Origin of the sequence: Streptomyces sp. 150FB (assembly GCF_000818195.1) — a bacterium.
Lineage (GTDB): Bacteria > Actinomycetota > Actinomycetes > Streptomycetales > Streptomycetaceae > Streptomyces.
On the sequence record NZ_JTHL01000001.1, the window covers coordinates 7,614,830 to 7,639,475 of the forward strand.

At 67.5% G+C, this 24,646-nt stretch carries 8 protein-coding genes and 2 pseudogenes; 4 read left to right on the top strand and 6 right to left on the bottom strand.

The features are described from left to right. Positions 1 to 23: 23 nt before the first annotated feature. The 5 genes from QR77_RS32755 to QR77_RS32775 form a co-directional block, all read right to left on the bottom strand. Positions 24 to 2,348, bottom strand: coding sequence for a UvrD-helicase domain-containing protein (locus tag QR77_RS32755; protein ID WP_040025675.1), 2,325 nt, complete (start codon positions 2,346 to 2,348; stop codon positions 24 to 26). Beyond that, complete coding sequence (locus QR77_RS32760) at positions 2,348 to 9,193, bottom strand: DEAD/DEAH box helicase (protein ID WP_040025676.1); 6,846 nt, start codon at positions 9,191 to 9,193, stop codon at positions 2,348 to 2,350. Before QR77_RS32760 ends, QR77_RS32755 begins: the two co-directional genes overlap by 1 nt. Next, entirely contained in the window at positions 9,190 to 14,868 is a 5,679-nt protein-coding gene (locus QR77_RS32765; protein ID WP_040025678.1) for a hypothetical protein, read from the bottom strand. Before QR77_RS32765 ends, QR77_RS32760 begins: the two co-directional genes overlap by 4 nt. Next, positions 14,868 to 18,032: a DEAD/DEAH box helicase gene (locus QR77_RS32770; RefSeq protein WP_236710909.1), complete on the bottom strand. Its 3,165-nt coding sequence runs from the start codon at positions 18,030 to 18,032 to the stop codon at positions 14,868 to 14,870. The genes QR77_RS32765 and QR77_RS32770 overlap by 1 nt, the downstream gene beginning before the upstream one ends. A gap of 143 nt (positions 18,033 to 18,175) precedes the next feature. After that, the gene (locus tag QR77_RS32775) at positions 18,176 to 19,363 is read right to left on the bottom strand and encodes a serine/threonine-protein kinase (RefSeq protein WP_040025680.1); all 1,188 of its coding nucleotides are present in this window, start codon (positions 19,361 to 19,363) and stop codon (positions 18,176 to 18,178) included. A 398-nt stretch (positions 19,364 to 19,761) separates the two neighbouring features. On the opposite strand from QR77_RS32775, the gene QR77_RS32780 reads away from it, so the two are divergent. After that, entirely contained in the window at positions 19,762 to 20,280 is a 519-nt protein-coding gene (locus QR77_RS32780; protein ID WP_150130473.1) for a hypothetical protein, read from the top strand. A gap of 85 nt (positions 20,281 to 20,365) precedes the next feature. Here QR77_RS32780 and QR77_RS49415 read toward each other — a convergent pair. Continuing rightward, positions 20,366 to 20,554: pseudogene (locus tag QR77_RS49415) on the bottom strand (IS1380 family transposase); the annotation flags it as partial. A 660-nt stretch (positions 20,555 to 21,214) separates the two neighbouring features. On the opposite strand from QR77_RS49415, the gene QR77_RS32785 reads away from it, so the two are divergent. From QR77_RS32785 to QR77_RS49420, 3 genes and pseudogenes are all read left to right on the top strand, one after another. After that, positions 21,215 to 23,299, top strand: coding sequence for a DUF262 domain-containing protein (locus tag QR77_RS32785; protein ID WP_150130474.1), 2,085 nt, complete (start codon positions 21,215 to 21,217; stop codon positions 23,297 to 23,299). 106 nt (positions 23,300 to 23,405) lie between these two features. Next, complete coding sequence (locus QR77_RS32790) at positions 23,406 to 24,191, top strand: hypothetical protein (protein WP_040025682.1); 786 nt, start codon at positions 23,406 to 23,408, stop codon at positions 24,189 to 24,191. A 261-nt stretch (positions 24,192 to 24,452) separates the two neighbouring features. After that, a pseudogene (locus tag QR77_RS49420) lies at positions 24,453 to 24,646 on the top strand (IS5/IS1182 family transposase); the annotation flags it as partial.

Consider the following 24,646-nt stretch of genomic DNA (forward strand, 5'->3'; position numbering starts at 1 on the left):
CCGGACAGGGCCTACGTCTTTCACTATCGGGAGATATAGGGGCTCGGGGCCCCGTGCCAGCTGATGCGGAGGGTGTCTCGGGCGCGGGTGGCGGCGACGAAGAGGAGGGAGCGGGCCTTGCGTTCCTCGCGGGCGTAGCGTTGGGGATCGGATTCGCGGTAGCGGTCGATGACTGCGGTGCGGGGGATGACACCGTCGCGGGCGCCGACGATGGCGAGCTTCTGGTATTCGAGGCCCTTGAAGCGGTGCATGGTGCCGACGTGGACTTCGCCGTCGCCCTTGACGCCGTCCTTGGTGAGTTCGGCTACGGTGATGCCGGCCTCGGTGGCGAGGTAGTACATGACCTGGTTGACGGAGTCGCGGTCGGCGACGCAGACGGCGATGTTGCCGCGGGGGTCGCGGCGCGGGTTGTTGCCGTCGCCAGAGGTGAGTTCCTCGCGCCAGGCGTGGAGAGTGGCGGCGAGTTGGGTGAGTTCATCGTCCCAGGTTTCGCAGGGGGCGAGTTCGGGGACGGGGCCGCGAAGGACGGACCGGTAGCCGGCAAGGGTGTCGGTGCCGTCGTCGAGGTCGTCGTAGGAGGGGGCGTTGCCCGTGCCGTCGACGACCTGCATCGCGCGGGCGAGGATCTCCTTGGTGGTGCGGTAGCTGAGGGTGAGGCGGGAGGAGCGGCCCCGAATGTTGACACCGACGGTGCCGAGAGTGACCTGCTGGTCGTAGATGCGCTGATAGGTGTCGCCGGCGATGAACATGTCGTCGGGGCCGGGGGCGACCATGGCGCGGAGCATTTTCCAGTGAGCGGGGCGCAGATCCTGGGCCTCATCGACGACGACGTGCTGGTAGCGGTGGGCGATGTAGCGCATGCCGGAACTGTCGTCGCGGTGGATGAGGTCCTTGCCGCCGACCTCGTCTTTACGGTCCTGCCTGGCCTTGATCTTGGCAGCGCGTTCCATCTCGAAGCGGGCCGCACGTTCGGCTGCCTGGCCCCACGTTTCGCGGTTCTCCTTGTCGAGGCGGGCGGTGAACTGCTCGAGGATCTTCCAGATCTGGGCGCGTTCGGGGCGGCTGACGGACCGGCCGCGGCCTGCGCGGCGGGCGTCGAAGTACGCCTTGCGGTTGCCGAGCGACTGGCCGAGGATCACCTGCTCCCATTCCTCGTAGAGGAACTCGGGCTCCCAGCGCTTCCCGTCGAGTTCGAACAGGAGGCGCTGGAGGATGCCGATCGCGACGCTGTCGTAGATGCGCTGCTTGCCGGTGCCGCTGAGTGAGTTTTCGTTGAGGACGCGGGCCGCGAGCTTGTCGATGTTGGTGATTTCGACGCGGGCGACGAGGTCGGGTTCGAGGAGGGAGGAGAGGCGGGCGCGGAGGTCGACTGTGAGGTTGGTGGTGAAGGTGGTGAGCAGGATGGGCTTGTTGTGGCCGGGAGGGAGCTGCTGGGCCAGGTGCTTGACCCGATGGAGGGCGACGATCGTCTTGCCCGTTCCGGGGCCGCCGGAGACCCGGGCGGGACCGTTGTAACGGCGGTCGACGAGCTTGGCCTGGGCAGGGTGGAGGAAGACCTTCCAGGCCCGGAAGTCGCCTTCCTCCAATACAACACGGAGGTCGTCGTCGATGGTGGTGACGGTGGTGCGGGCCAGCGCCGCGCCGAGGTCGTCACGTTCGGTGTCGGCGAGTTCGACCTCGACGGGGGCCGTGATCTCGCGCCGAACCTCGTCGATGGACATCCCGGCGGCCAAGCCGTAGAGGATGTCCTTGGTCAGGAGTGGGGCGCCGGAGACCAGCTGGTCGAGCTCGCCGCTCTCGGTAACGGCGAGTGCGAGCTCGATGAGCTGTGCCGCGACGCCGAGCGACCGCAGGTCCTCGCCGGTGATCCCGGAGAGGAGCGGTGCGGCGGGCTCTACGGCGACCGACTCGTGAACCTCCGGGGGCGGCGCCGGCTGCTGGAGCTCGGCCTCGGGCGTCAGGTCGACCGGGGTGAGGGTGACGCCGGCGCGCTGCAGCACGCTCTGCCCGACGACGGACAGGTCGACGAACTCAATCTCACCGGTGACGCGGTTGATCGCGACGGAGAGTTCTTCGTAGACGTGCTTGCGGTGGCGTACCGCGACGACGAGCCACCGCTCCTGGCCCTGCTCGTCCACGCCGGCCTTTGCGAGGAGAGCCCGGTAGGACTGGTCGATCTTCGCGCGGAAGACCCGTCCGTCGCCCTTTAGGGGCTTGAGGTCGAGGCCGGGATGGTCGGGGTTCTGCCGGAATCGGTGGCAGAAGTCGTAGAACTTTCCCTTGACCGAGCGGTCGAGCTTGTACAGCTCGTGTTCGGCCTTCTCGTACAGGCTGAGCCGGGCGGTCATCAGGAGTTGGAGCCTTCCGTGTCGGGGAGGAGCGTCAGGAGGGTGTCGAGGTGGTCGAGCCAGTCGGTGGCGGTACGTACGGTCCAGCCGTCGGCGGCGTAGGCCTCGTCGCGTTTGCGGCGCTCTTCTTCGGCTTGTGATCCGTGTGTGTCCGGCGCCACGACGGCGATCTTGATTTGGGAGTCGTCCCAGGCGAAGTCCGTCGGCCAGCCGCGTTCGCCCAGTTCGTAGCCGAATACAGGGGCCTTCTTGCCCTTGGCGGCGATCTTCTTGGCCAGCCGGGTGAGGTCGGATTCCGGTTCGTCCTCTTCCAGGAGCTCGAGGATGTCCTCGTCCCAGGTCCGGTCCCGCAGGACGCTGGCGACCATCTTCTCCAGGGAGGTCTCTTCCGTCGATTCGGCGTCGGCCGCATCGGCGAGTACCGCGGTGCGGCTGTCCGCCACCGAACTCACCTCGTCGGCAGCCGGGTTCCGCTGGACGATCAGCGATTCGAGTTCGCCGATGCCGCCGCCGATGGTGAGGACCTCTACCGGGTAGTCGGCGGCCTGGCTGCTCGCGAGCTGGATGCCGTCGCCGCCGGCGAAGGCCAGGAACTGCAGCAGGTTCGACCAGTACAGCCAGGCCCGCCACATCAGCTTGTGTTCGGTGGTGCCCAGGTTCTCGGTGCGGTCGTCGAGTACGGCGATGGCGCTCCACCCCGGCTCCTGGCCGGAGGCGTCCACGGTGTAGATCAGCGGCAGCCCGCTTTCGTCCACGGCGTGCAGGACGAGGATCTCTCCGTCGCCTTCCCCGGCTTCCGGACCCGGCTCCTGACCACGGCCGAGGGCGGTGAGAGCGGCCTGTACGGCTTCGCGTGCCTGGCCCCGGTCGGCCTGCTGTACGAGTGGCTCCGGCGTGCTCATCAACCCGCCGACCAGCGCCTTGGCCCGCCGCCCCCATGCGGTACGGGAGGGCTGGCGCAGGTAGGCGAGGAGCGTGTCGATGGGGTTGGCGAACACAGCGGCCGAGTAGTGGGCGCGGTCGCCGCCCAGCTCCTCGTACCACTCCTTGGCGGTGTCCTGGCCGATGCGCCGATAAGGCGGCCACACCGGCTGCGCCTTGGCGGCGTCGCCCTTTTCGAAGAGCTCCAGGTCGTCCCAGGTGATCTGGAAGACGATGTGCCCGTCGGCCCGCAGCTGGTTGCGCTTGGTGCAGTCGGGCGCGATCCGATTGTGCTTGCGGCTCGCGTGGTACCTGTGGCCGTCGAGGTAGACGGTGACGAGTCGGCGGGGGCCGTCGGTGGATTCAAAGGTGAAGTCGGTGCGGGTGTGCTCCATGCTGCGCTGAGCGGTGAGCCGCCAGCCGGTCGAGCGTACGGACCCGGTCTCGGCGGCCTCTCCCGTACTGGCCGTGGGACCGGTGAAGCGGAGGTATCCGCTGTTCGTTCCACTTTCGTCGAGTGCGGCGTCGTCCTGGTTCTCGCTCCACTTGCGCAGGGCGGCCAGGAAGCGGGCCTCCAGGTCGGACTCGACCTGCTTGTCCAGGCCGATCAGTTCGGTGGACGCCACCTTGGTGACCGCCCACCCATCGAGGGGGTTCCCGTCGGCGTCGCGCAGCGGCTCGCCGTTCTCGTCGACTGGGCCGAGGAGGTCGCCGAGGATCTCCAAGGCATCGTGGCGTGAGACGACGTCCTGGTGGCGTTCCTCGGTGTAGCGGTGCAGGCATCGGTGGCAGGCCCGCAGGCCCTCGTCCTGACAGGGGCATTCGAGGAGCGCAGCACGAGCCTTGAGGAGCATTTCCTTGAAGTCGCCGGGGTCGGTCAGCCGGTCCAGATATCCGGTGCCGCCGGGGAGCCGGTCGAAGAGCACCAAGAAGTGGCGCTTCTCGCCGGTGGCCTGGTCGGGCATCCGGGCCAGCGTGGTGTCCAGGTGCGCGGGGTCGCCGCCGAACTGCCGGTCGACGCCGAGCCGCAGTGCGGCCTTGAAGGAGTAGATCTTCTCCTCGACGAGCACGGTGGCCGCCGGCAGGAGCACCCGCAGCGCCTCGGTGTTCAGCTGGTGGGCGAGGAGCACCGGCTGCTGGGGCACGGTAGCGGCCTTCTTCCCACGCCGCAGCGGGCACCACGGCTGGTGGTGCTTGACCTTCGGGTTGTGGGCGGCCGAGGAGTCCAAGGCGTCGATGGCGTGGTCGAAGACCGGCTTGCCATCGGCGGTCGCCGCCCCGCACGCGGTGCACACGTGGAACGGGGCCATGCGGACATCCTGCCCGGCGAGCTCGTCCTCGGTCTGGCTGTCGAAACGCATCGGGCCGACGTTGATGCGGCGGATTACCGCCTTGCGGCAGTAGTCGACGCCGAAGGTGTGGTGGGCGTGCCGCCAGGACGCGCCATGCTTGATTTCCTCCCGGGGGATGTCCACCGCGTCGATGACGGTGTAGTAGCGCTGTTCCCGGTCGTCCTTGTCGTCGCCGATACGGGCGTCCTCGCGCTTGTCGCGGGAGGTGACGGTCGTGGGCTCGATGACCTGGTGCAGGCAGGAACCGTCGTCCGCGATCCCGGCGCTGCCGCAGCGCGGGCATGGCGAGCGGTCGTCCTTGGCGTCCTCGGTACGGACGTAGCCGCACTCCTGGCAGAAACGCCAGGCCTTCCAGTCCGGCTGAGAGGGGCTGCCGATGTCGATGCCGGTGATCTCGTGTTTGTAGCCGTTGACGTAGAACGTGTTGCCGGGAGCGAGTTCGGACAGGGCGTAGCGCCGGGGCCGGTCGTAGGAGCGGATCTTGGAATCGAAGCGGTCCCGGCCGGTGTTCGGATCCATACCGTCGACCCAGTACAGCGTCGCGTTGAGGGTGGTGACGGAGTCGATGAGCGCGTAGTTAGGCAGCAGTCCGAGATCACACAGGGCCTGCTGGGCGGTGATGAGCCCGAGCTTGCTCAAGCGCTTGCCGAGCGCCCGGTGTTCGGCGTCGAGTTCGGCCTTACGGTCGCGCTGCTCGTCCTCGGTGTCGTGGAGTTCGTCGCGGGCCTCCGCGATGTACCGCAGTCGCCGCCGCAGCACTTCCTCGGCGTGGAGCCACTGTCGCTCGGCTCGCTCCACCGCGCTGCGCAGCCCGCGCCCGGCGAACGCGCGCAGGTCGTCGGCGGCCTGTTCGTTGACGCCGACGGGAAACAGGTCCAGGAACCCCTCGACCAGCTGCGAGGCGTCAGCGAGCGCCGCTTCGACGAGATCGGCGAGGTATCCAGACGGGCCGAAGAGGGCCGGGGCGTCCCGTACGACTGCGGGCAGCGGACGGCCGTCAGTGCGCGTCAGCCGGCCCCGCGCGGCGAGGTCGAGGAGGTGTGCGAGGTACTGGCGGCGCAGGATCTCAATGGCCGACAGGTGACTGCCCGGCGGCACAATCTGCCCGGCAATCATCTCGCGCGGCTGCTCCAGGTAGTACAGGTCTCGGCGGCTGCGGTCGGGGATGGTCAGCAGGAACGCGTTTCCGGTACGGCGCCCGGCCCGGCCCACCTGCTGGGCGTAGTTGGCAGCGCGCCTCGGCAGCGCGGCGAGCACGACGGCCGACAGGTCGCCGATGTCGATGCCCATTTCGAGCGTCGGCGTACAGGACAGCACGTTGGGATCCTTGAACCCGCTGCCGTCCTTGAACGCCTCCTCGATCCGCTCCCGCTCCGGTCGGGTCAGCATGCCCGTGTGCTCAGCCGTGATGACCTGGTACGTGCCCGCCTTCCGGTACAGCCTTCGGTAGTAGTCCTCGCGGTAGTTACGGTCCCGCTGGTGCTTGCCGAGCCCTTCGGGCCGGTTGCCCGCGACGAGATGGCCGGCGCGGCAGCGGTAGGACGGGCAGCGCTGCCCGTCCCATTGCGCGAGCATGCCGGGGTGGACGGTCTGCTCCCAGAAGCAGTCCGGGCAGCGGACAAACGCCTCGTTCACCTCGGCGTCCTTCAACAGCTGTACGTCGATCGCGCCCGGCTTCAGACCATAGACGCGCAGGCTGCTGTCGGTCGGAGTGCGCACCGAGAGCAGGCCCGCCTCGACCAGCGCGGGCAGGAGCCGCGACCAGAACTCCGCGGCCTGCTCTCGCGGCAGCCCGAGCGTGCGCTGTGCCCACCGCTCGTACCAGGAGAGACGGCCGGTCGCGAAGTCGAACTCGCTCTTCGTCTTGGGTGCGCTGAGCAGGAACACCGGGGCCGCGATGCCCTTGGGGAAGGCGCGCATACCGGGAGGCCGCTTGCCCCAGATGAAGTACCGGCTGGTGCCGGCCTCCGAGAGGTACCCCTCCAGCCACTTGTGACCGATCGCGCCCCGGGTCCGCAGCCGCTCCAGGAAGATCCGCAGGAACCCGAGGTAGCGGGCGTCGTCCTGCTCGATGACCGGCAGCCCGCCGCCGTGCCCGTACGGCTCGGTGTGCGCGGCTTTGACCAGGGCGGTCGCGGCGGCGGGGTCCTCGATGCGCACGTGGGCGGCGGCGGTGCGGGTGAGTTCCAGGGTGCGGCCGTTGCGGGAGCGGAAGCCGAACTCCATCAGCGCCTCGAACGCGAAGCGCTCGCCGATCAGCTCCCAGGTCTTCCTGTCCCCGCCTCGTCCCTGACCGGACAGGAGCCGCTTGACGCCCTTGAAGTCGTGCAGGTCGGTGGGGACGACGGCGGCAAGGGTCTCGCGGTCGGTGGTCGCCGCAACCACGTCGGCGATCAGGTCGTGCAGCGCGGTCGGCGTCTCCTCCGACAGGTGCTTCTTGAACAGTGCGCGCAGGGAGAAGGTGTACGAGCGGCTGGCCACGAACCCGGCTCGGTGCGCGGCGTCCTGCACCGAGTCGTTGAACATCAGGGTCTTGTCCTCACCCTGCGCCCTGTCCATCTCGCCGCCGGTGAACAGCTGGGTGACCGATGCCGCGGCGAGGGCGGCGGCACCGGTACCGAGGAAGCGGATCGCGTTGTGCGAGCCGCAGGCCGGGCACCAGTCGTCCTCTGCGGCGGTGGTCGCGGTGTCCCCGAGGTAGACGAGGACGAAGGCCGAGTCGGAGCCCGCCAGCCGGGGCGCGCCGGTCTCCTGGTCGTAGTCCTCGACCGGATCGGGCAGCCGCAGGCGGCGCTTCGGCCCGTCCAGTACACGCAACTGCCCGGCGTTGGTGGCCGCGAGAGCGGTGCTGCCGCGGCCCGCACCGCGCCCGGCCTCGTCCATCGGGGCGGCACCGGAGCCCTCCTGGGCCTCCTTCTCGGTGGCCGCTATCAGGTTCCGGACCCGCATCTTGTCCTGGCTGACCGAGGCACGCCGGATCTTGTGCGTGTCGACCTGTACGTCCGCGTCGTCGGTCTCCGGGGAGAACACCGCCCAGCCTGAACGGCCGCAGTCACGGCAGTAGACAGCGGGCAGAAACAGGTTCGCGGCCGCGCCCGCGGTCGCCGTCGTCACCGGGGCGGTACGGGCCGGCTGCTCGCCCGAGTGGTGGGCGGAACCGGCCGAGTCCCACTGGAACTCGGCCTTGGGCCACGGCAGCACACCCCGCACGACCCGCGACACCGAGCGCGCCCACTGATGCACCTCGACCTGCACGAAGGGCCGCGGCCGCTCGGGTGTGGAGGCCGGATCACGAGCCACCGAGAGCAGCGCCAAGAGCCGGGCGAGGGCGGACGCCGCCACTTCCGGCTGCCGGGTGATCGCCTGCCCCCAGGAGAACGCGCCCCGCCGCCACATCAGGTCCAGCACCTCGGGCACAGTCCGCACCTGCCCGTCCAGGGCATGCATCACCGCCGAGGTCAGCATGTGCTTCTTCAACAAGCCGCCGAGCACGAGCGGGTCGTTCTCGCGGGTGCCGGTGACGGCCTCGACGAGCGCGAGGAACTCCTCTTCGCCTAGCGAGGGATCAGGGAGGGTGGCCAACTCGTCCGGGACCGGGATCGGCAGCATCGGATCGAAGCCGCTCGGCGGCACGAACTCGTCCACTGACTGCCGGTGTTCCCCGACGATCGAGGACACGTCGAACTTCGTACCGAACACCTGCGTCGCGACGTCCAGCAGCTGGCGGACCCCGTCCTGGTCCGTGCTGTCGGAGGCGAGCGTTGCCGAGGTTGCCACCGGGCAGATCCGCCCCAGCGGACGGCCCTTCTCCGCCACCCCGACCGCCGAGGCGAGGCGCCGCAGGAGCATCGCGACGTCCGTGCCCTGCGCACCGTCGTAGGTGTGGAACTCGTCCACGACCACGTACCGGATGTCCGCGTCCGCCCACAGCGGGGCGTCCTGGGCCCGCTGGAGCAGCAGGTCCAGCATCTTGTAGTTCGTGATCAGGATGTCGGGCGGCGAGATCTGCATGTCCGACCGGCGCGTGTAGACCCGGTCGTAGTGCGTCGCCGCCTTGTCGCCGATGTAGAGCCCGGCCCGCACCTTCTTCAACGCCTCGTGCTCACACAGGAGTTCGTTGATGCGCTGGGCCTGGTCGGTGGCGAGCGCGTTCATCGGGTAGAGGATTACGGCCTTGACCCCGGCCCGGCCGGCCGCCCGCTCACGCGCACAGTGGTCGAGTACGGGATAGAGGAACGACTCCGTCTTGCCGGAGCCGGTACCGGTCGTCACCAGCGTGGGCTTCGGCGTACGCCCGCCTGCCGAGGACAGTCGCTCGAAGGCCTTCGCCTGGTGCGCGTACGGTGTCCAGCCGTCAGTCGGTCGCCAGTCCAGACAACTGGTCCAGGACGCGTCGGCCGCGACGAACGGCGTGCGCAGGCGGAGGAACGGCCCCCGGAACATCCCGGAGTTCTCGTCCCCCAGGAACCGGTGCAGCGCCTGCCGTGCGCCCTCGTCGGTCAGCGCGTACGTGGTGGACAGGTACTGCAGCAGGCTCTCCTTTAGCCCCTGCGCCTCGAGCGTCGGCCTCACGGCTTAGGTACCTCCTGCGTTGCCGGGTCCCACTTACAGGCCTCGACGGCGGCGTCGAGACGCTTCTGAAAGTAGGCGTGAGCCTCGCGCATCTCGGTCTCGCGGTCGGCTTTGTAGAAGGGGGCGGTGTAGCCGTCAGGGGCCGGCGGCTTCTCAGCCTCGGGGAGGGACGTGTCCTTCTGGCCCTCCTGGTACTTCGCGAGAGCCTTCCAGTGGTCACTGGTCTGGCCGTGCCCGAATGTGTACCGATTTCCGGCAATCTTGCGTCCGGTGGAATCGAACCAGCTGACGGAATCGAAGTCCTGCATGATAGGGAATCGGGCCCGATACATGGTGACAAGCGTGTCCGCATCGATGCCGAGCCAGACGGCAACCAGCGCGTCGATCTCGACGAGGGCTGCCCGACGGGCGTATTCGGAACGGAGAGGGGTACCGCGCTGCCAGGTGGGCGTGACGGCAAGGAGCTCGGTCTCCATCTGTGGCCAGTCACGGGCCCAGGGCTCGTAGGCGGACCAGGCGGGGTCGTAGAGCTCCTGCCAGAGGTCGGCATAGGCGGTGGTGAGGCAGTTGAGGCGGAGGGTGCGGAGGAGGAGAGCTGAGGTAAGGGGATGATCAGGGGAAGGCGCAGGCATGCGGGTGGCCCGGCCTGTTTTCAGGTGCCCAGTACCGGAAGTTCGCAGGGAATAGTCAACAGGGAGGCCTGACCAGAAGCCAGCAGTCAACGCCGTGACCTTGGTATTCATCACGTACGCACTGTGTACTAGGTCGACATGTACAACTTCTCGCGGGATCAGTGCCGAGTACAAACTTCGTTCTGTGTCCGGTGCGATCATCTCGCGCCACGCCATCCGATAGAACGCTGTATACGGCTTCGTTGCCCGACTAACCAGTGCCTTGTCCACCTCCTCACTCGTGATCTCTCCCGGCGCGCATTTGTGCACCTCGGCGAGCCGCGCCCGCGTCTCTCTTATCGTCTCCTCAGACCTCCGCAGCCGTTCCAATTCCGCTTGATCCAGCCACCGGTCCTGCGCCCCGAGATAAGTGGCCTTGTCTGCCACCCGTCGGTACTCCGACTCCGGCACCGCGTCCGACGCCAACTCGATGTGGTTGAGCCCGAGCACCTCGCCGCCGCCCTGGCTGGGCTGCTTGAAGAACGGGTTCGCGACCCCGAGTTGCGGCCCCTTAAGGATGACGTCCGCCCAAGACGCTGCCTGGTAGTCCTCCCGGTCCTTCTGTCCCTTGTTGTAGTCGATGAGCGGCGTATCCCCATCCGGCCCATAGACTGACTTCTTTGCTCCGCTCTCGTCGAAGCCGCGTGTGATCCGGGCGTCAAGCGCCCCGAGCCGCAGCGGATACGCCGCGAGTGCGTCAATCGCGGAATCCTCCGCCGTGCTTACCGGAGTCAGCAAGCGCGCCTGCTCGACTGGGACGTCCTGTTCGCCGGAGAGCCGCTGCCATCTGTCCAAGGTACGTGGGGTTACCCGTACAACCCGTTTCCGGTGCGCCCGCTCGTCCCAGCCGCCGTCGAACTTGACGCCCGGTGCGTCACCAGTTCCGTCGTGTGCGCCCGAGAGCCGGAACGCGTCGACGGAGAAGAGCCACGACAGGTGCTGGAAGTCGATCTCGCCGTACTCGCCGTAGATGTGCACGCCGAAGTGGCTGGACCGCCCGACCGGCGGCGGGAAGAAGCGGTTGCCCGAGTTCACGAAGTCCCCATGCATCCGCAGTCGCCGGTACGCAGCTTCCCGCAGCGTAGCCTCCTTGTCTCCGTTGAAGTGGGTGTCGGGGTGGACCATTCCGGCGCAGCCAGCTCTCGCTGTATGCGCCCACACCTGGCACATGAACGCCCGGTACAGGTCGGGCTGGCTCCCCGCGATGAGTGGATACACCTGCGGCGCCGCCAAATAGTCCGCAGTCGTGACCGTCGACGTGACCTCACCCAGCGCATATGCAGCCACCTTCGGCCTCGCCAGCTCCGCCGTCCGCCGCCTGTGCTTTTCCGCCGCTGCGGGCCTCTCCGTCAACATGAACCATGGCTCCAACTCCGCGATGACGGAGTTTTCCTTCCACTCTGGCCGCACCCATGGTGGGTTCCCCACCTGGAGGTCGAAGCCGCCGCCCTCGGCGAAGGCCAGCGCGAAGTCCAACTCCCAGTGCAGGAAGCCCTGGTCCTCAGCGATGTCGCGTACCGCTCCCATCCATGGGAAACGCGCCTCCGGCTCCCACTGATCCATGTCCATCTCGGTCTCGTCCTGGATGAGCTGCTCGTAGTCGCTGAGCTCCTCCAGGGTGTTGAGGGACCCGATGAGCGATCCGGCGTCCGGGACCGGTCCACGGCCGAGCATGGCCTCCAGGAAGTCCAACCAGTCGTCGAGGTCCTTCAGCGCGATGAGCGGGCGGCGGGCGGGGCGGGAGAGATCAAGGGAGGGCTGCTTCCTGGTCTTCACCGTCGTCTTCGATGGGCCGACCTCCCTGACCTCCACGTGCACCACACCGCCGGAGGACGCCTCGATGTCGGACATCGAGATTTGGTCGCCCTCCATAGCAAAGAGCATGGTGTTCTCCACGAAGCGCGGCGCGCTCGTGGGCATGGGCGGGGACGGAGGCGGGGCCACCCCGGCCTCAGTCGCCGACGCGGCCTCGATGGGCGGCACCGCATCACCCAGCGGCACCACAGTCGCGGTCATCGCCTCGATCAGGTCACCGATGCTGCCCGCGCCCTCACTCCCCACCACTGGCGCACCCGCATACACGTCGTTTGACCCGTCGAGGAGTCCCGCCTTCCCCACCGGCCAGAACCACAGCGCACACCACGCATCCATGACGCGCTTGAGCCGCCAGTACGGGGTTCCCGCCGCGCGGAACAGGTCCGCGTACACCTTCTCCTTCGACATTCGGACAGCGGAAGCATCCGAGCTCCCCCCGTCGCCCTCGGACCGCCGCAGGAAGGCGAACTCCTCGTCCTTCGTGTCCGCGCCCCAGACCTCGATGCTGCGGGCGATCTCCCGCTCCGACAGCTCCATCCGCTTCACGACCAGCGACCATAGGAACTCCGCCCGCTGCGCCGCATCCCGCAGCCGCGTGTACTGCGAGGCCGCCTCCTCGCCGGACTTCCGGTCGAGGATCGGCTCGCCGGTCTTCTTGTTCAGCCGCCGTGTCGGCGTCTTCAGGATCCCCTTCTTCCACTCCGCGAGATCCTTCACCCCGCCCTCGGCCAGCTGCACGAGCAGCTTCTTCGCGTCGCCGCTCGCGCCCGTGACCGCCGCCCACCCCGGCGTCGGCAGCAGGAACTGGTGCACCGCCCCGTCCGGCAGCAGTTGCTCGGCCCCGCCCTTCAGGAACGGCAGCGGCTCCGGCGCGAGCGGCTTGGCGTTGAGCCAGGGGGCCTTGCCCTTCAGCGGGGCCACGTCCCCCGCCGCGTACACGGCCCGCCGCCCGCCGATCAGCGAGTTGCCGCGCCGTAGATGCAGCCCGAACCACGGGGCCCGCATCCCGGGATGCATGGTGTTCAGCCACATCGAGACCTCGGCCAGTTCGACGCCGGTCGCGTTGAGGTCAACTCCGTAAGCGTTGTGCAGGGCGATGTACGCCTTGGCCTTCTGCTTCTCCGTCAGCGCGTCGCCCGTCGGCACGGACACACCCAGCTCGTCCTGCCGCCGCCGCAGGTACTCCTCGGCGACCTGGTTGATCGCCTCGTTGAGGAACGCCCCTGAGCCCAGTGCGGGCTCACAGATCCGGTATTTGAGAAGCTCCGAGGCACGCGTCTTCACGACGTTTCCGTCAGCGTCCCGCTCTTGGTCGAGCCGGTGCTTGAGCGCCAGCTCGACCGTGACCTTCGTCAGCGACTCGGGCGTGTAGTACGAGGCGGACGTCTCCCGATCACGGCCCGCTAGGCGGTACACGAACCGGCCCGGCGGATACTTCTTCGGGCCGCGCAGTCCCTTCACCGCGTCCCGGTCGTCGTACGTCACCCAGGTGTTCTCGGGGTACTCCTTGAGCCGCTGTGAGGGCACCAGCCAGGAGCCCTTCGCGGGGTCGCCGCCCTTGGCGACCTCGCACAGCTCCTCCTCGGCGATGATGCCGGTGTACGACATCAGCCCCTCGTACACGGCGCCGAGCTGGTTGATGCCGAGGTTGCGGTAGGAGATGAACCCGGCCCGGCCCCCGGCCCGTTCGGCCTTCTTCAAGGTCAGCAGACGCAGCACCTCGTGCAGGGCGCTGTTGCGTGGCCGCAGGTCCAGCCAGCGTGGTTCGTTGTCCTCGTCGCTGCGCGGGTCACGGGTCTCGTTGCCGATGAGGCGGACGGACCCACGCTCGAAGAGCTCGCTGCGCAGGGGCTCGAAGCGCAGTCCACGGTCCTCGCTCCGGTACTTCGCCTTGCGTCGCCGGGTGTCCTCGTCGTCGCCGGGCAGGTCGTCGTTCGGCTCGGTGCCGTAGGGCCGGTAGCCGTTGTTGACCTTCTTGAAGAGGACGTCGAGCGAGGCGTGCAGATGGAAGCCGTTACGAGCTGTCTCCTCGGTCAACAGTTCGTCGCGCTCGACCAGTTCACGCAGGCGGGCCATCGAGTACCCGGCCTCGTACGAGCCGTCGTCTGCGGGCAGGATGCCCAGCTCGGGGCGGGCCTCGGCATACAACAAGAACAGAATGCGGTAGAGGTAGCGCAGCGACTCCCGGGTGAGTTGCCGGGCGAACGACAGGTCCGGGCGCTCGATGTCGCGCGGGTCCAGCCCGGAGTCCTCCAGGCGATCCAGGACCGCGTTGGCGATGATCTCGACGGACCTTTGGAGTCCTTCGCGAAGCTCTCCGGAGACGCCGACCGCATTGTCGCGGGAAGCTTTGGCCAGCGCGTCGATGGCCGGCGGTTTGCCGTCCTCGGCCGGTGTGAGTACGTCGTGGCTGAACAGGCCCGCGATCGTGGCGAGTTCGCCGTGCTGGCGGCGGTCGTTGCGCTCCAGGGCGGCGTCGAGGTTTACGGAGAGGTAGCGGCCCTCGCCCCAGGCATGCCGGTCGGCGAGGACGATGACGCCGCCGCACAGGAGCAGTACGAACCGCGGGGCCGCGCCACCCTCCTCACGCAGCTCGCTCTGGAACAACCAGGTGGCGAGCGCCTGCCCGGTCTCGTAACTCTCACCGCTGCCCGCCCGCAGCGGGTGGAGCAGGCGGCCGTACCCGTCCGCGTCGAGCGCCGTGTCGTTGCTCGCTGACCAGCCGCAGTCCAGGGCTACGATGCCGTCGCTGTGCCAGGCCACGGTCACCTCGTGCTCGCGCCCGGCGCGGTGCACAGTCAGGGTCCGTGCGGTGGCTTCCGCCGAGACGGAGGGGAAGCCGAGCGCGGCGAGGACCTGCCGGTGCCAGTCCTGAACGCGCTCGCACCACTCCGCGTCCCCGTAGGTGTTGAGGCGGGCCTCGAAGGCTGCGGCTTCCGGGTACTCGTCATCCTGCTCGTCGGCCTTGGCCTGCTCTGCGAAGAAGCCGCGGTACTTCTCGTCCAGGTACGTCGAGCGCAGTGCCCGCACCGACTCGCGCGGCGTGGGGCGCGGGTCGTGCTCGTCGCTCTCCCGGTTGGCCCAGGTGGCGAAGACACCCTTCTTGAGGCCGTCGCCGAGCTGCTCGGCGAAGTAGAACGCGGACAGGTACTCGCCGCGGTTGGAGAAGGAGTCGAAGTCGGTACTCATCAGGCGATCGTCTCTCCGGCAACAGGCGCAGCGGATACATCGGTGACGCCAGCAGGCGTCGCGGACAGCGGTTCAAGGACACCGAGCAGGCGCAACATTGGCGCTCCGGAGGTCCGCAGCGACCGGATCATGGACTTGCGACGGCTCGCCGTGAGGTTCACGTCCTGCTTGGCCTTCTGCGAGCGGGTGGAGGCGGCGAAGAGTGCGTCCTGCTGCCACTGGGAGACCCGCTTCTCGTACGGGGCGAGCACCGCGTCGATCGCCTCCTTGTACTCCACCCCCCGGTCGGTGAGGAACACGGTCGCCGCGTCGACGGCCGCCGGCACCTGCGTCTGGAGCCCCTCCCGGTCGGCGGGGGTGGCGCGTCCGGGCATCTTCGGCCCGACATTGCACGCGGCGAGGAAGGCGTCGTCGATCCGCAGGACGCGCGGTGCGGTGGGCAGGCCGACGACGGCCATCCACTCCACGACGGTAGGACGGCCCACCGCGTTGGAGTAGATGCCCTGGACCAGGTACACCGGGCCGGCCAGGTCGGCCGGTAGCTGCTCGTCCAGCTTCCCGGCCGCTTCGAGATCGGGGGCGAAGGCGAGGACGAACGCCTCGTCGTGGCGCAGGGCGGCAAGGGCCTTGTCCGTCAGCCAGTCCAGGACGGGATGGACGTCCGACACGTAACTGACGTTGGGCCACTGGCTCTCGGTGGTCTCCCGGGCGACCTCCAGACGCTTGGCCGCGAGCCCCTTGTCGAAGGTGAGCCGCAGCCGGCCCTGCTTTTTCGGAGTCGGCAGGATGCCCTGGTCGGTCAGGTACGACTTGGGCAGCGACTTCAGCCGATACACCAGGTCCGGCGGCGGTTCGAAGGCGATCGTGCCGTCGTCCTCACGGCGTAGCTTGAGTACGTTCTCCGGCTTGTCGGGGAAGTACGTCTGGCGCAACGCCTCGTCGAAGTAGGCGGCCGTGGAACCTGCGGCGCCGAACAGGCTCGGCACCGTGGCGACGGGCACGTCGTCGGTCGGCTTCTTGGCACCTACGTTGCCCATCAGCCGGCCGAGCATCGTCTTCGCGCCGCCGCTGGACTTCTTGATGGACTCCTCGACCGTCCGCCCGGCGATCAAGTCCCGCGTCAAGCGGTCGTCTTCCTCCTTCGCCCGGTAGATACCGGTGACAGCCTCCGCCGAGCCCTCAATCCGGTGCGCCTCCTCCTCACGGGCCAGGAGCTTGGAGCCCACCAGGCGGTCGTCCAGATGCAGCGGCTCGCCCTTCTCGCCCGTGCGCCACTCCACATCGCCAGTGAGGACCATGGCCCGGAACTGAGGAGCCTTGCTCTGTCCGTAACGGTCGATACGGCCGTTGCGCTGCTCGATGCGGATCAGCGACCACGGAAGGTCGTAATGAATCAACTGGTGGCACTGCTGGTGCAGGTTGACGCCTTCGGAGGCGACATCTCCGGTGAACAGGATGCGGACCGGGTCGGTCTTCAGCCCGAACTTGGAGACGATGTCCTTCTGCTCGTCCTCGTTGCTGGCCTCGCCGTGCATGACCTGGACCGTGCCGCCGTAGGCCAGCCAAGGCTTTGACTCCGCCACGGACTCCTCGAGCTTGGTCCCGGCCCGGAAACCGAGCCTGGACGGGACCACTTCGGCGAGCCACTTCAAGGTGGGAATGCGCTCCGAGAAGACCACGACCCGCATGTCCGACCCGGGACCCACACCGATCTCCTTCAGCTCGCGCACCAGGGCGTCGAGCTTCGCGGAGTCGTCGTCGCCGATGTCGGCGGCAAGGCGCTCCAGCTCCACGATGGCCTCGCGCTCAATACGGCGCTCGGCCTCGCGGGCCGCCGGATCCTGCCCCCTCCTGACCTTGAGGGGAGCCTCCAGGACCTTCCGCCGTGCCACGACCGAGTCCTGGAAAGCCCGGTGCGAGGACAGGAACGACTTCAGCAGGTTGTAGGCCACCATCGTGTCCGCGCACACCGAGGAAGCGGCTGGATCGCGCGGTGTCCACCGCGCGGCAAGCTCCTCCAGGACCGCCCGCTCCTTCGCCCCGGCCTCGCAGACCACCGGCCGGGACGGGCCGCGGTCGGCCCACTTGCCCTTGAGGGAGTCCCGGACCTCGCGGTCGGTCTTGGTCCGCCGGATGTACAGGTGGCCGAGGTCCTTCACCTCGTACTCCGACGTGTTCGCGATCGCCGTCTTGTCCAGCATCCGGATCAGCTCGGCGAAGGACTCCGTCGCACCGTTGTGCGGGGTCGCGGAGGCGAGGATCAGCGCGTCCGTGTGCTCGGCCAAGGCGCGGGCGAGGTCGTTGTTCTTGGTGCCCCGGTTGACCAGGTTGTGCGACTCGTCGATGACCACCGCGTCCCAGTGGGAGTTCTCCAGGTGGTGGGCGTAGACGTCGCTCTTCAAGGTGTCCACGGAGATGATCGCGCGCTTGAAATACGCGAACGGGTTGCGGCCGGCCGGGATGTCCCGCTGGATGCGCTGGATACCGGTGGAGTCCAGGCGGACCAACGGGATGGAGAAGCGGGTCCACAGCTCGCGCTGGAACTGCTCCAGGACGTGCGCCGGAGTGACCACCAGGATGCGCTCGCCGCGCCCGCGCCGGATGAGCTCGGCGAGCAGAATGCCGATCTCCAGGGTCTTGCCCAGCCCCACCACGTCGGCGATCAGAACCCGCGGCTGCGGGTTCTCCTTGGACAAGGCCAGTTCGGCAGGGCGCAGCTGGTGGGTCTGCTGGTCCATGAGGAAGTTGTCGGCCAGCGCGAGACCGTGCTCGGTCTGCGGGAGCGCGGTCTTGCGGATGACCGCCTCCAGGTAGAGGCGGGCCTTGCGGTGGTTCGGGGAGTCGTCCGGGACCAGGAGGGTTTTCTTCGGGTCGAGGGCCTCGATGTAGTCGAGCTTGTCGTAGAAGACGGCGTCGGTCCCGCGGACGAAGGAGGAGACTCCGGTCGCCTCGACCATCCAGTCCTCGTCACCCACCGGCGTGACGGTTTTGACCAGCCATTGCTCGTCCCGGACCCGGACCTGCGCGCCCGGCGCGTACTTGGCCTGGCGGGTCAGGGAGGCGGCCCCCGTGGGGCCGGGAACGGCGGAGTCCACTGCTTCATTCGCAGCGTCCTCCGTGTCGAACGCGCCCTGACCGTCACCGGTCTCCGTCACGCTGGTCACGTACCGCTCCATTCCTTCATACTGCTGTTTTGCATGCGCTCCGGAGAAGCCCGGAGGTGAGGTACGGCGACTCGATCATTCGCCGTTGTTTTACCGCAGTGCACTGACGTTGTCTCCGGCGGACGATGCGCTTGATAGGCGAGCTACAGCGCGGACTGCATCGCGTACCGCTTTCGCAAGTCCTCGGAAACCGTCAGCGAGGCCGGCTTCCTACCTCGCTTCGACTTCTGGGTCGGCGGCTCCGGATCGGGAGTTTTCTCGGCTTCCCGCACGATGTCTTTCGTGAGATCGGCAGGCGCCTCAGCGCCGGAGTCCTCTGAGACCGGGAGAGGACGGTCGAGCGGGCTGTCGTGGTCGTCCTCGTCCGCAGTGCCGGTCTCGCCGACCGGGGCCGCGAATTGTTCAATGCGTTCCCACACCGAGGAGGACGGGCCATTGTTCTGGGCCGCGCGGGCACTGTCCTCGGAGGAGGCCGTCGCACTTACCAGTGCATGGCGGGCTTGTGCCGCCGACAGCCCTGCGTCCTCTACGAGTGCCACACACTGCCGGGTCACCTCGGCCAGCATGGGACGGTCGGCCGGCGCGTACGCGAGCATTGCCGTGATCAGCGGGAGGAGGGCATCAGGCAGTCCGGCCAGATTGGGGAACTGATCCTCGTCCGCCACCTGAGTGGCGATTCCGAGCCAGTCCGCGCCCTCGTACGGGTAGTGGCCGGTCGCCGCATAGAGCAGCACTGTGCCGAGCCCGTACACATCGGCAGGTTCTTTCGGCTTGGTGCGGGCGAGCGCTTGTTCGGGAGGTATGCACCGAATGGTTCCGATGATCATCCCGGCCTGCGTCAGGTTGTCCTTGTCAGCGTCAACGAAGGCCCCGAGACCGAAATCGATCAGTATCGGACCGTACTCGCTGAGCATGACGTTCTGCGGTTTGAGGTCGCGATGGAGCAGGCCCACCTTATGAACTGCTTCGAGCCCTTCGGCGAGCAGCGCGCCGAGGCTGGCGACGAGCGGGGTAGGGAGCGTGCCCCGGCCCTGTACCTGCTCCTGAACCGTATGTCCTGGGACGTACTCGACGGCCATCCAGGGCTGCTCGGCGTACGGATCGGCATCGAGGAAGCGTGCCACTCGGTTCGTACCCACGACCGTTCGCGCGATGAGCGCTTCCTTCTCGAATCGGGCGCGCGTGGCCTGGTCGAGGCGATCCCGTCGGATCACCTTCACCGCGACCGGGTCCCCGCCGGGCGAATAGGCCAGATAGACCTCTCCCATGCCCCCCGAGCCCAGCTCGCGCTCGACCACGTAGCGGCCGATCTGCGCGGGCACCTCTGCCATGTTCTCTGCGTCACCCTCTCGCGACCGCGTCACCGTGTTGCACCATCACCGAAGGTCACCCTATCCCCGCGGATACGGGAACAGGGCGGGTTTCTGGTCCTTGACGTGCGCAGACGTCAAGTGCGGACGAGTTGGCCCGACGGGAGACAGCCAACGTACTCACGAAGCAGGTCGGCGAGCGCCGTCCGCTCGCGCAGGTCCTGCCGCGGCGAGGGGGGCGTCGCTATGGGGCTCGGGAGCCGCTGCGGCCGTTGAAGGCCAGGCCTGCTCGGCGTCCCAGCGAACGCGGTACGCGTCTGACAGAACTAGCCCCGCAGTGCAGTGTGCTGCCAGTAACGTCGTCCATATCGTCAGCGGCGGCCCGCGTGCGGCCGAAGTGTAAGAGGGGGCGCTGAGCCATGGGGAAATCGGCACGGGTGTTGGGCGAGGAGTTTGGCCGAACGGCTCGAGAAATGAATGCGCTCCTCAAGCAGTACGGCTACCTGGACGGAAACCCCGGCGCTTATGGGCTCACCGAGAAGGGGCAGCAGTACGCGAAGGAACAATACCATTCACGCGGTACGGGCGGTTACGCCCAGTACAACCGGAACTGGGAAACTCGTACCTGGAACGAGGATACGGTAGCGGCACTTAGGGCCGATATGGAAGCGAACCCTGGTGGCTTCGACGACGGGGGGTCTCCCGCTGAAGAGGAGGCAACTTTCGAGCCTGAGCCCATCGTGGACGACAGCGGTAGTGGTGGCGACGATGACCCTCAGCTCAGTTGGAAAGAGTTGGCCATCGGCGGGGCCGTAGTAGGCGCTATTCTCGTCGCTCCTCATGTCAAGCCTTTCTGGGACAACAAGGTGAAACCTGTTGCGAAGAAGCTGCGGGACAGATTGGTGAAACAGGAGACCATCGAGCCCACCGAGTCCTGACGCTCATTCGTGCTGGGCTGCCGAGAGTGGCGACGACCTATCTCACAGGCTGTGGCCGTGCGCGGGCAGGATGGTGGCCCGAGTGCCGGTTGCTCAACGCGAGTATCGGCATCCAGGCCGGGAGGTTGCGTGTGATCTGCGCGATCTCGAGCCGGACACGGTTGTGCGCGGTGTGCTTCAGGGGCAGCTTCCGTAGGTCGGTGGAGCGGGCGGGTCGGCTGTGGGCCCGGGCCCGCAGCCGGTCACGGAGGATGGGTTCGGCGATCGGCCGGCCGAAGGGGGCAGGTCAGCCGCATGCCCATCGGTCAACCGGCCAGGGATGCTACCGGCGCGTCCGGCGTACCAGGCCGTGTGCCGGACTCACCGCAAGCCTGCCCACAAGTGATCCGACGCTCCCCGCGTGGCTCTGGATCGGCTCCGTCTCAACGCGTGGCTCCAACTCGACCTTGACGCCTCGGCCGTTCGGCTGTCGAGCCTCTTTTGGCTGGAGACGACGGGTGTCCGTCGACGCATGCGTGCCGGGCGGAGTCAGACGCCGCCCCCGTCCGTGTGGGGCTGAGAGTCGCGTGACTCACCATGCGAGGATCGTCCCTGACGATGTGCGGTCGAGTGGCCTTCTGGAGGAGGGAGCTGCGTGACTGCAACCACGTCGAGGTGTGAGGGCGTGTTGCGTGGGCGGCGGGGGATGCCTGTCGAACTTCAGCATCGATACACAAACGGAATTTATTGGACACGAGCATCTCGAATCACAACCGTCAGTTGCGGTTGCCGTTTCTTGGGCAGCTCCGAGGCAGTCACGGCTGTAGGGGCGATTTCCGGCGGTACCCATCGGTCTCGCCACTGGTTGCGGGGTTGACGCTAGTCCCTGAATCGGCCGAGAGGACCTCAATGACAGGCACTCGGCTCGTGTGACCAGCCCCTATTGGAGGACAGTGTGGAAGCGAAATCGATGACCCTGCGCGATCTGTTCGGGCCGGACCGGCGACTCGTCGTGCCGGTCTTCCAGAGGCCGTACGTCTGGACGGAGGACCGGAACTGGCGCCCCCTGTGGGAGGACGTCACCGCTCTGGTCCACCAAAGAATGGCTGATGAGGAGGTTCATCCGCACTTTCTTGGCGCGGTCGTGCTGGATCAGCTACTGACACTTACGGGGTCGATGCCCGCCAGACAGGTCATCGACGGACAGCAGAGGCTGACAACACTTCAGGTTCTGCTTGCCGCGGTCCGCGATGTCGCACGGGAGCTCGATGTCCAGGACAGGTACGTACGTGCGCTCGTCAAACTGACCGCCAACGACGACGACATGACCGACGAACCGCATGCCGCCTACAAGGTGTGGCCTACCAACATTGACCGTGACTCGTTCCGCATGGTCATGGACGGTCGGCTCCGGCGGCCCGTCGACGTCGCATTCCCCGTCGCTCCAGACGCCTCGGTGATCGTCCAGGCGTACTGGTTCTTTCGCAACCGCACGGTCGAGTGGGCACGAGAGCTGAACTACGAAGGCAGGCTGGATAAGGGCTTTGATGCCTTGGTGCGCGTGCTTCGTGACAAGTTCGAGTTGGTCGTTATCGATCTCAAGCCCGAGGACAACGCCCAGGTCATCTTCGAGGCTCTGAACGACCGAGGCACCCCGTTGCAGGCATCCGACCTGGTCAAGAACCTGGTCTTCCAGCAGGCGGAGGAGCAAGGGCTCCCGGTGGAGGAGCTGTACAGGGACCTGTGGGCGCAGCTAGAGACGCCTGACTGGCGCAAGGAGGTGCGGCAGGGAAGGCTGAAGCGGCCTCGCCTGGACGTCTTCCTCATGCAGTACCTCACGGGTGAACTCGCCGAGGAGGTGATGGCTCCAGAGCTCTTCCTGACCTTTCGCAGGTACGTCAAGGCCGCTGATATGGGCCTGGTCAATCTGATGAGGCGCCTGGTGGAGAGGGCAAGTGCCTACCGAAGGCTGACGGCCGAGGAACAGCCGCTGACACCGGAAGGCCGCTTTCTGCGCACTGTTGGTGTTCTGGACGCCAACACCGTGATGCCCGTACTCCTGTGGCTGGTGAGCCGTTTCGACGAGGACGACCGGGCCGGCGCGGTGGCCACCCTGGACTCCTACCTGGTGCGACGCACCGTCTGCCGCCTGACGACGAAGAACTACAACCGGCTCTTCCTGGAACTGCTCAAGGAACTGAAGGCGAAGGACGACCCGTCGGTCGTGGCGGACTTTCTGCTCGGACAGGAAGCCGACTCCGGGTTCTGGCCCCGCGATCGCGATATCCGAGATGTCTTTCGGTCCCAGCCGTTGTACAAGCAACTCACGCGGACCCGGATGCGGCTGCTGCTGGCCGAGTTGGAGGACTCGCTGTATTCGGGCAAGACCGAGCGACAGGTTCACAACGGGGAGTTGACGATCGAGCACCTACTGCCCCAGGCCTGGGAAGAACACTGGCCGCTTCCCGAGGGCGGAAGCGTCGAGGCTCATGAGCGCAGGCAGTCCCTCCTCCACACCGTGGGAAATCTGACTCTGCTCACCGGCAGACTGAACACATCGGTTTCCAATGGTCCTTGGGAGCGCAAGAGGAACGACATCCTCGTGCACAGCGCACTTTCGTTGAACCGTTCCTTGCCTGCTCAGTGGGACGAGGAGAGCATCCTGGCCCGGGCTGACCATCTGTCCGAGGCGTTCTCCCGGCGCTGGCAACGCCCGGATGGAGGCGCGCCCACCTCCTCGGTGGCAGGCTTCCCGGCACCCCGGCTGGGGGCGCGGGAGGCTACCCCCGTCGGTAGGCCGGCGACGGTTCAGATGCCCCGGTCCCGGCGCGATGTCGCACGCCACATGCGAGAGGCCTTCTCCGGGCTGCCGGTCGGAAGCATTCTGACGGTGTCGCAGATAACGGCGGTGCCCACGAGCCAGTACGAGGGCGGGGAGATCAGTCCCGGCGCTGTGGCCGCCAGACTTCGCGCCGACAACGTTCCTGGTATCCGGGCCGTACCTGGTTCCAGCCCACTTTCCGCCCGCAAGATCAGCTGAACCGTCCCGCACTCGTGCGGGGGGCACTTCCTCGGGACAGAATCCGTCACGAACTGGTGATGCCTGCTGTCGCGGCGAACTGGTGGAACCAAAGGAGAGGGTTCGGATGGGGTGGCGAGAGGGCGCCGGGGAACTGGACGCGCGGATGCTCGAGCGTCCGCTTCCTTCGGATGCAGTGGGAAAGCTGGGAGCCTGGCTGGCCGAAGACGGGGCGCCGTACGCGGACGGGACCGGCGCGCACGCCGTTCGCTACATCCCGGAGTCCTGGGCCGGCATCCGGCCGTGGCCCTCGGGGTTGGCTGAGCAGGTCGGACGTAAGCCAACCTTGCTGAGCCGAGCGCAGGTGCTGGCGGTGGCCCGGACTGGGGTAGCAACGGCTAGCTGGACCGAGACACTCATCGCCAGCTACGTCTGGGGACAAGGCGACAACGGGTACGGGGCCTACCGGCTGGGTGAGATCCTGCGCGCGGGCCCGGTCGAGGCGGTGCTGGCACAGGCTATTGAGCTGCTGGCCACCGATGGCGCCGTGGCGGGCTACCGCAGGCTGAGCGGCGCGATCGCAGGCCTTGGACCTGCGTTCTCTACCAAGTTCCTCTACTTCGCCGGCGGCGCCGTAGTGGATGCGCCGGCGCCGCGCCCGCTCATCCTCGACCAGCGCATAGCTCGTGTCCTGCGCGCGTACACGACACGACTGGGAGAGGAGATCGGGCTCGAGGAACCCGCGAAACTCGCTGCCTGGCTATGGAGCGACGGCGGGTGGACCCCGCACCGCTACGACATGTACCTGAGATGGACGCACGGAGCCACCGTGCAGCTGGCCGGGTCCACGCACCGGCCGCTCGCCCCCGACCTACTGGAATTGGCACTGTTCAGCGGCGGATGGACCCCGTAGAAGGCCCCCGGGCCGTCCTCCGCTTCGGCGGCGCCGCGTCCGCCACCCTTTGGGTCCGGCCCCGTGACCAATACTCCCGATCGCCCTCACGAGGCGCCTGCCTCCAGGTGGGGCGTGCAAATCTGGCGGTCGAGACGCTTCCGCCCAGTACCCGCCCCGCGAAAGTGCCGAGTGCGCCGGACCAGGACGAGACGAAGGTGCACGCCATGCCAGTGCAGTTGTCAATCCAGCTCGACGGGAACTGACGGCGGGCAGTCTTGAATGCAACAAGCCATGGAGACCGTGCGCAAGAAGGCCTACGTGATCCTGACGGCACGTTGCTGCCGATCGACCGTATCGCCGCCGACCGCCCGTACTACCCGGGGAAGAAGAAGTACCACGGATTGAACGTGGTGCGGATCCAGCCAGCCGTCTGACCTGGGCCTCGGACGCGCCGCCCGGAGCCGTGCACGATC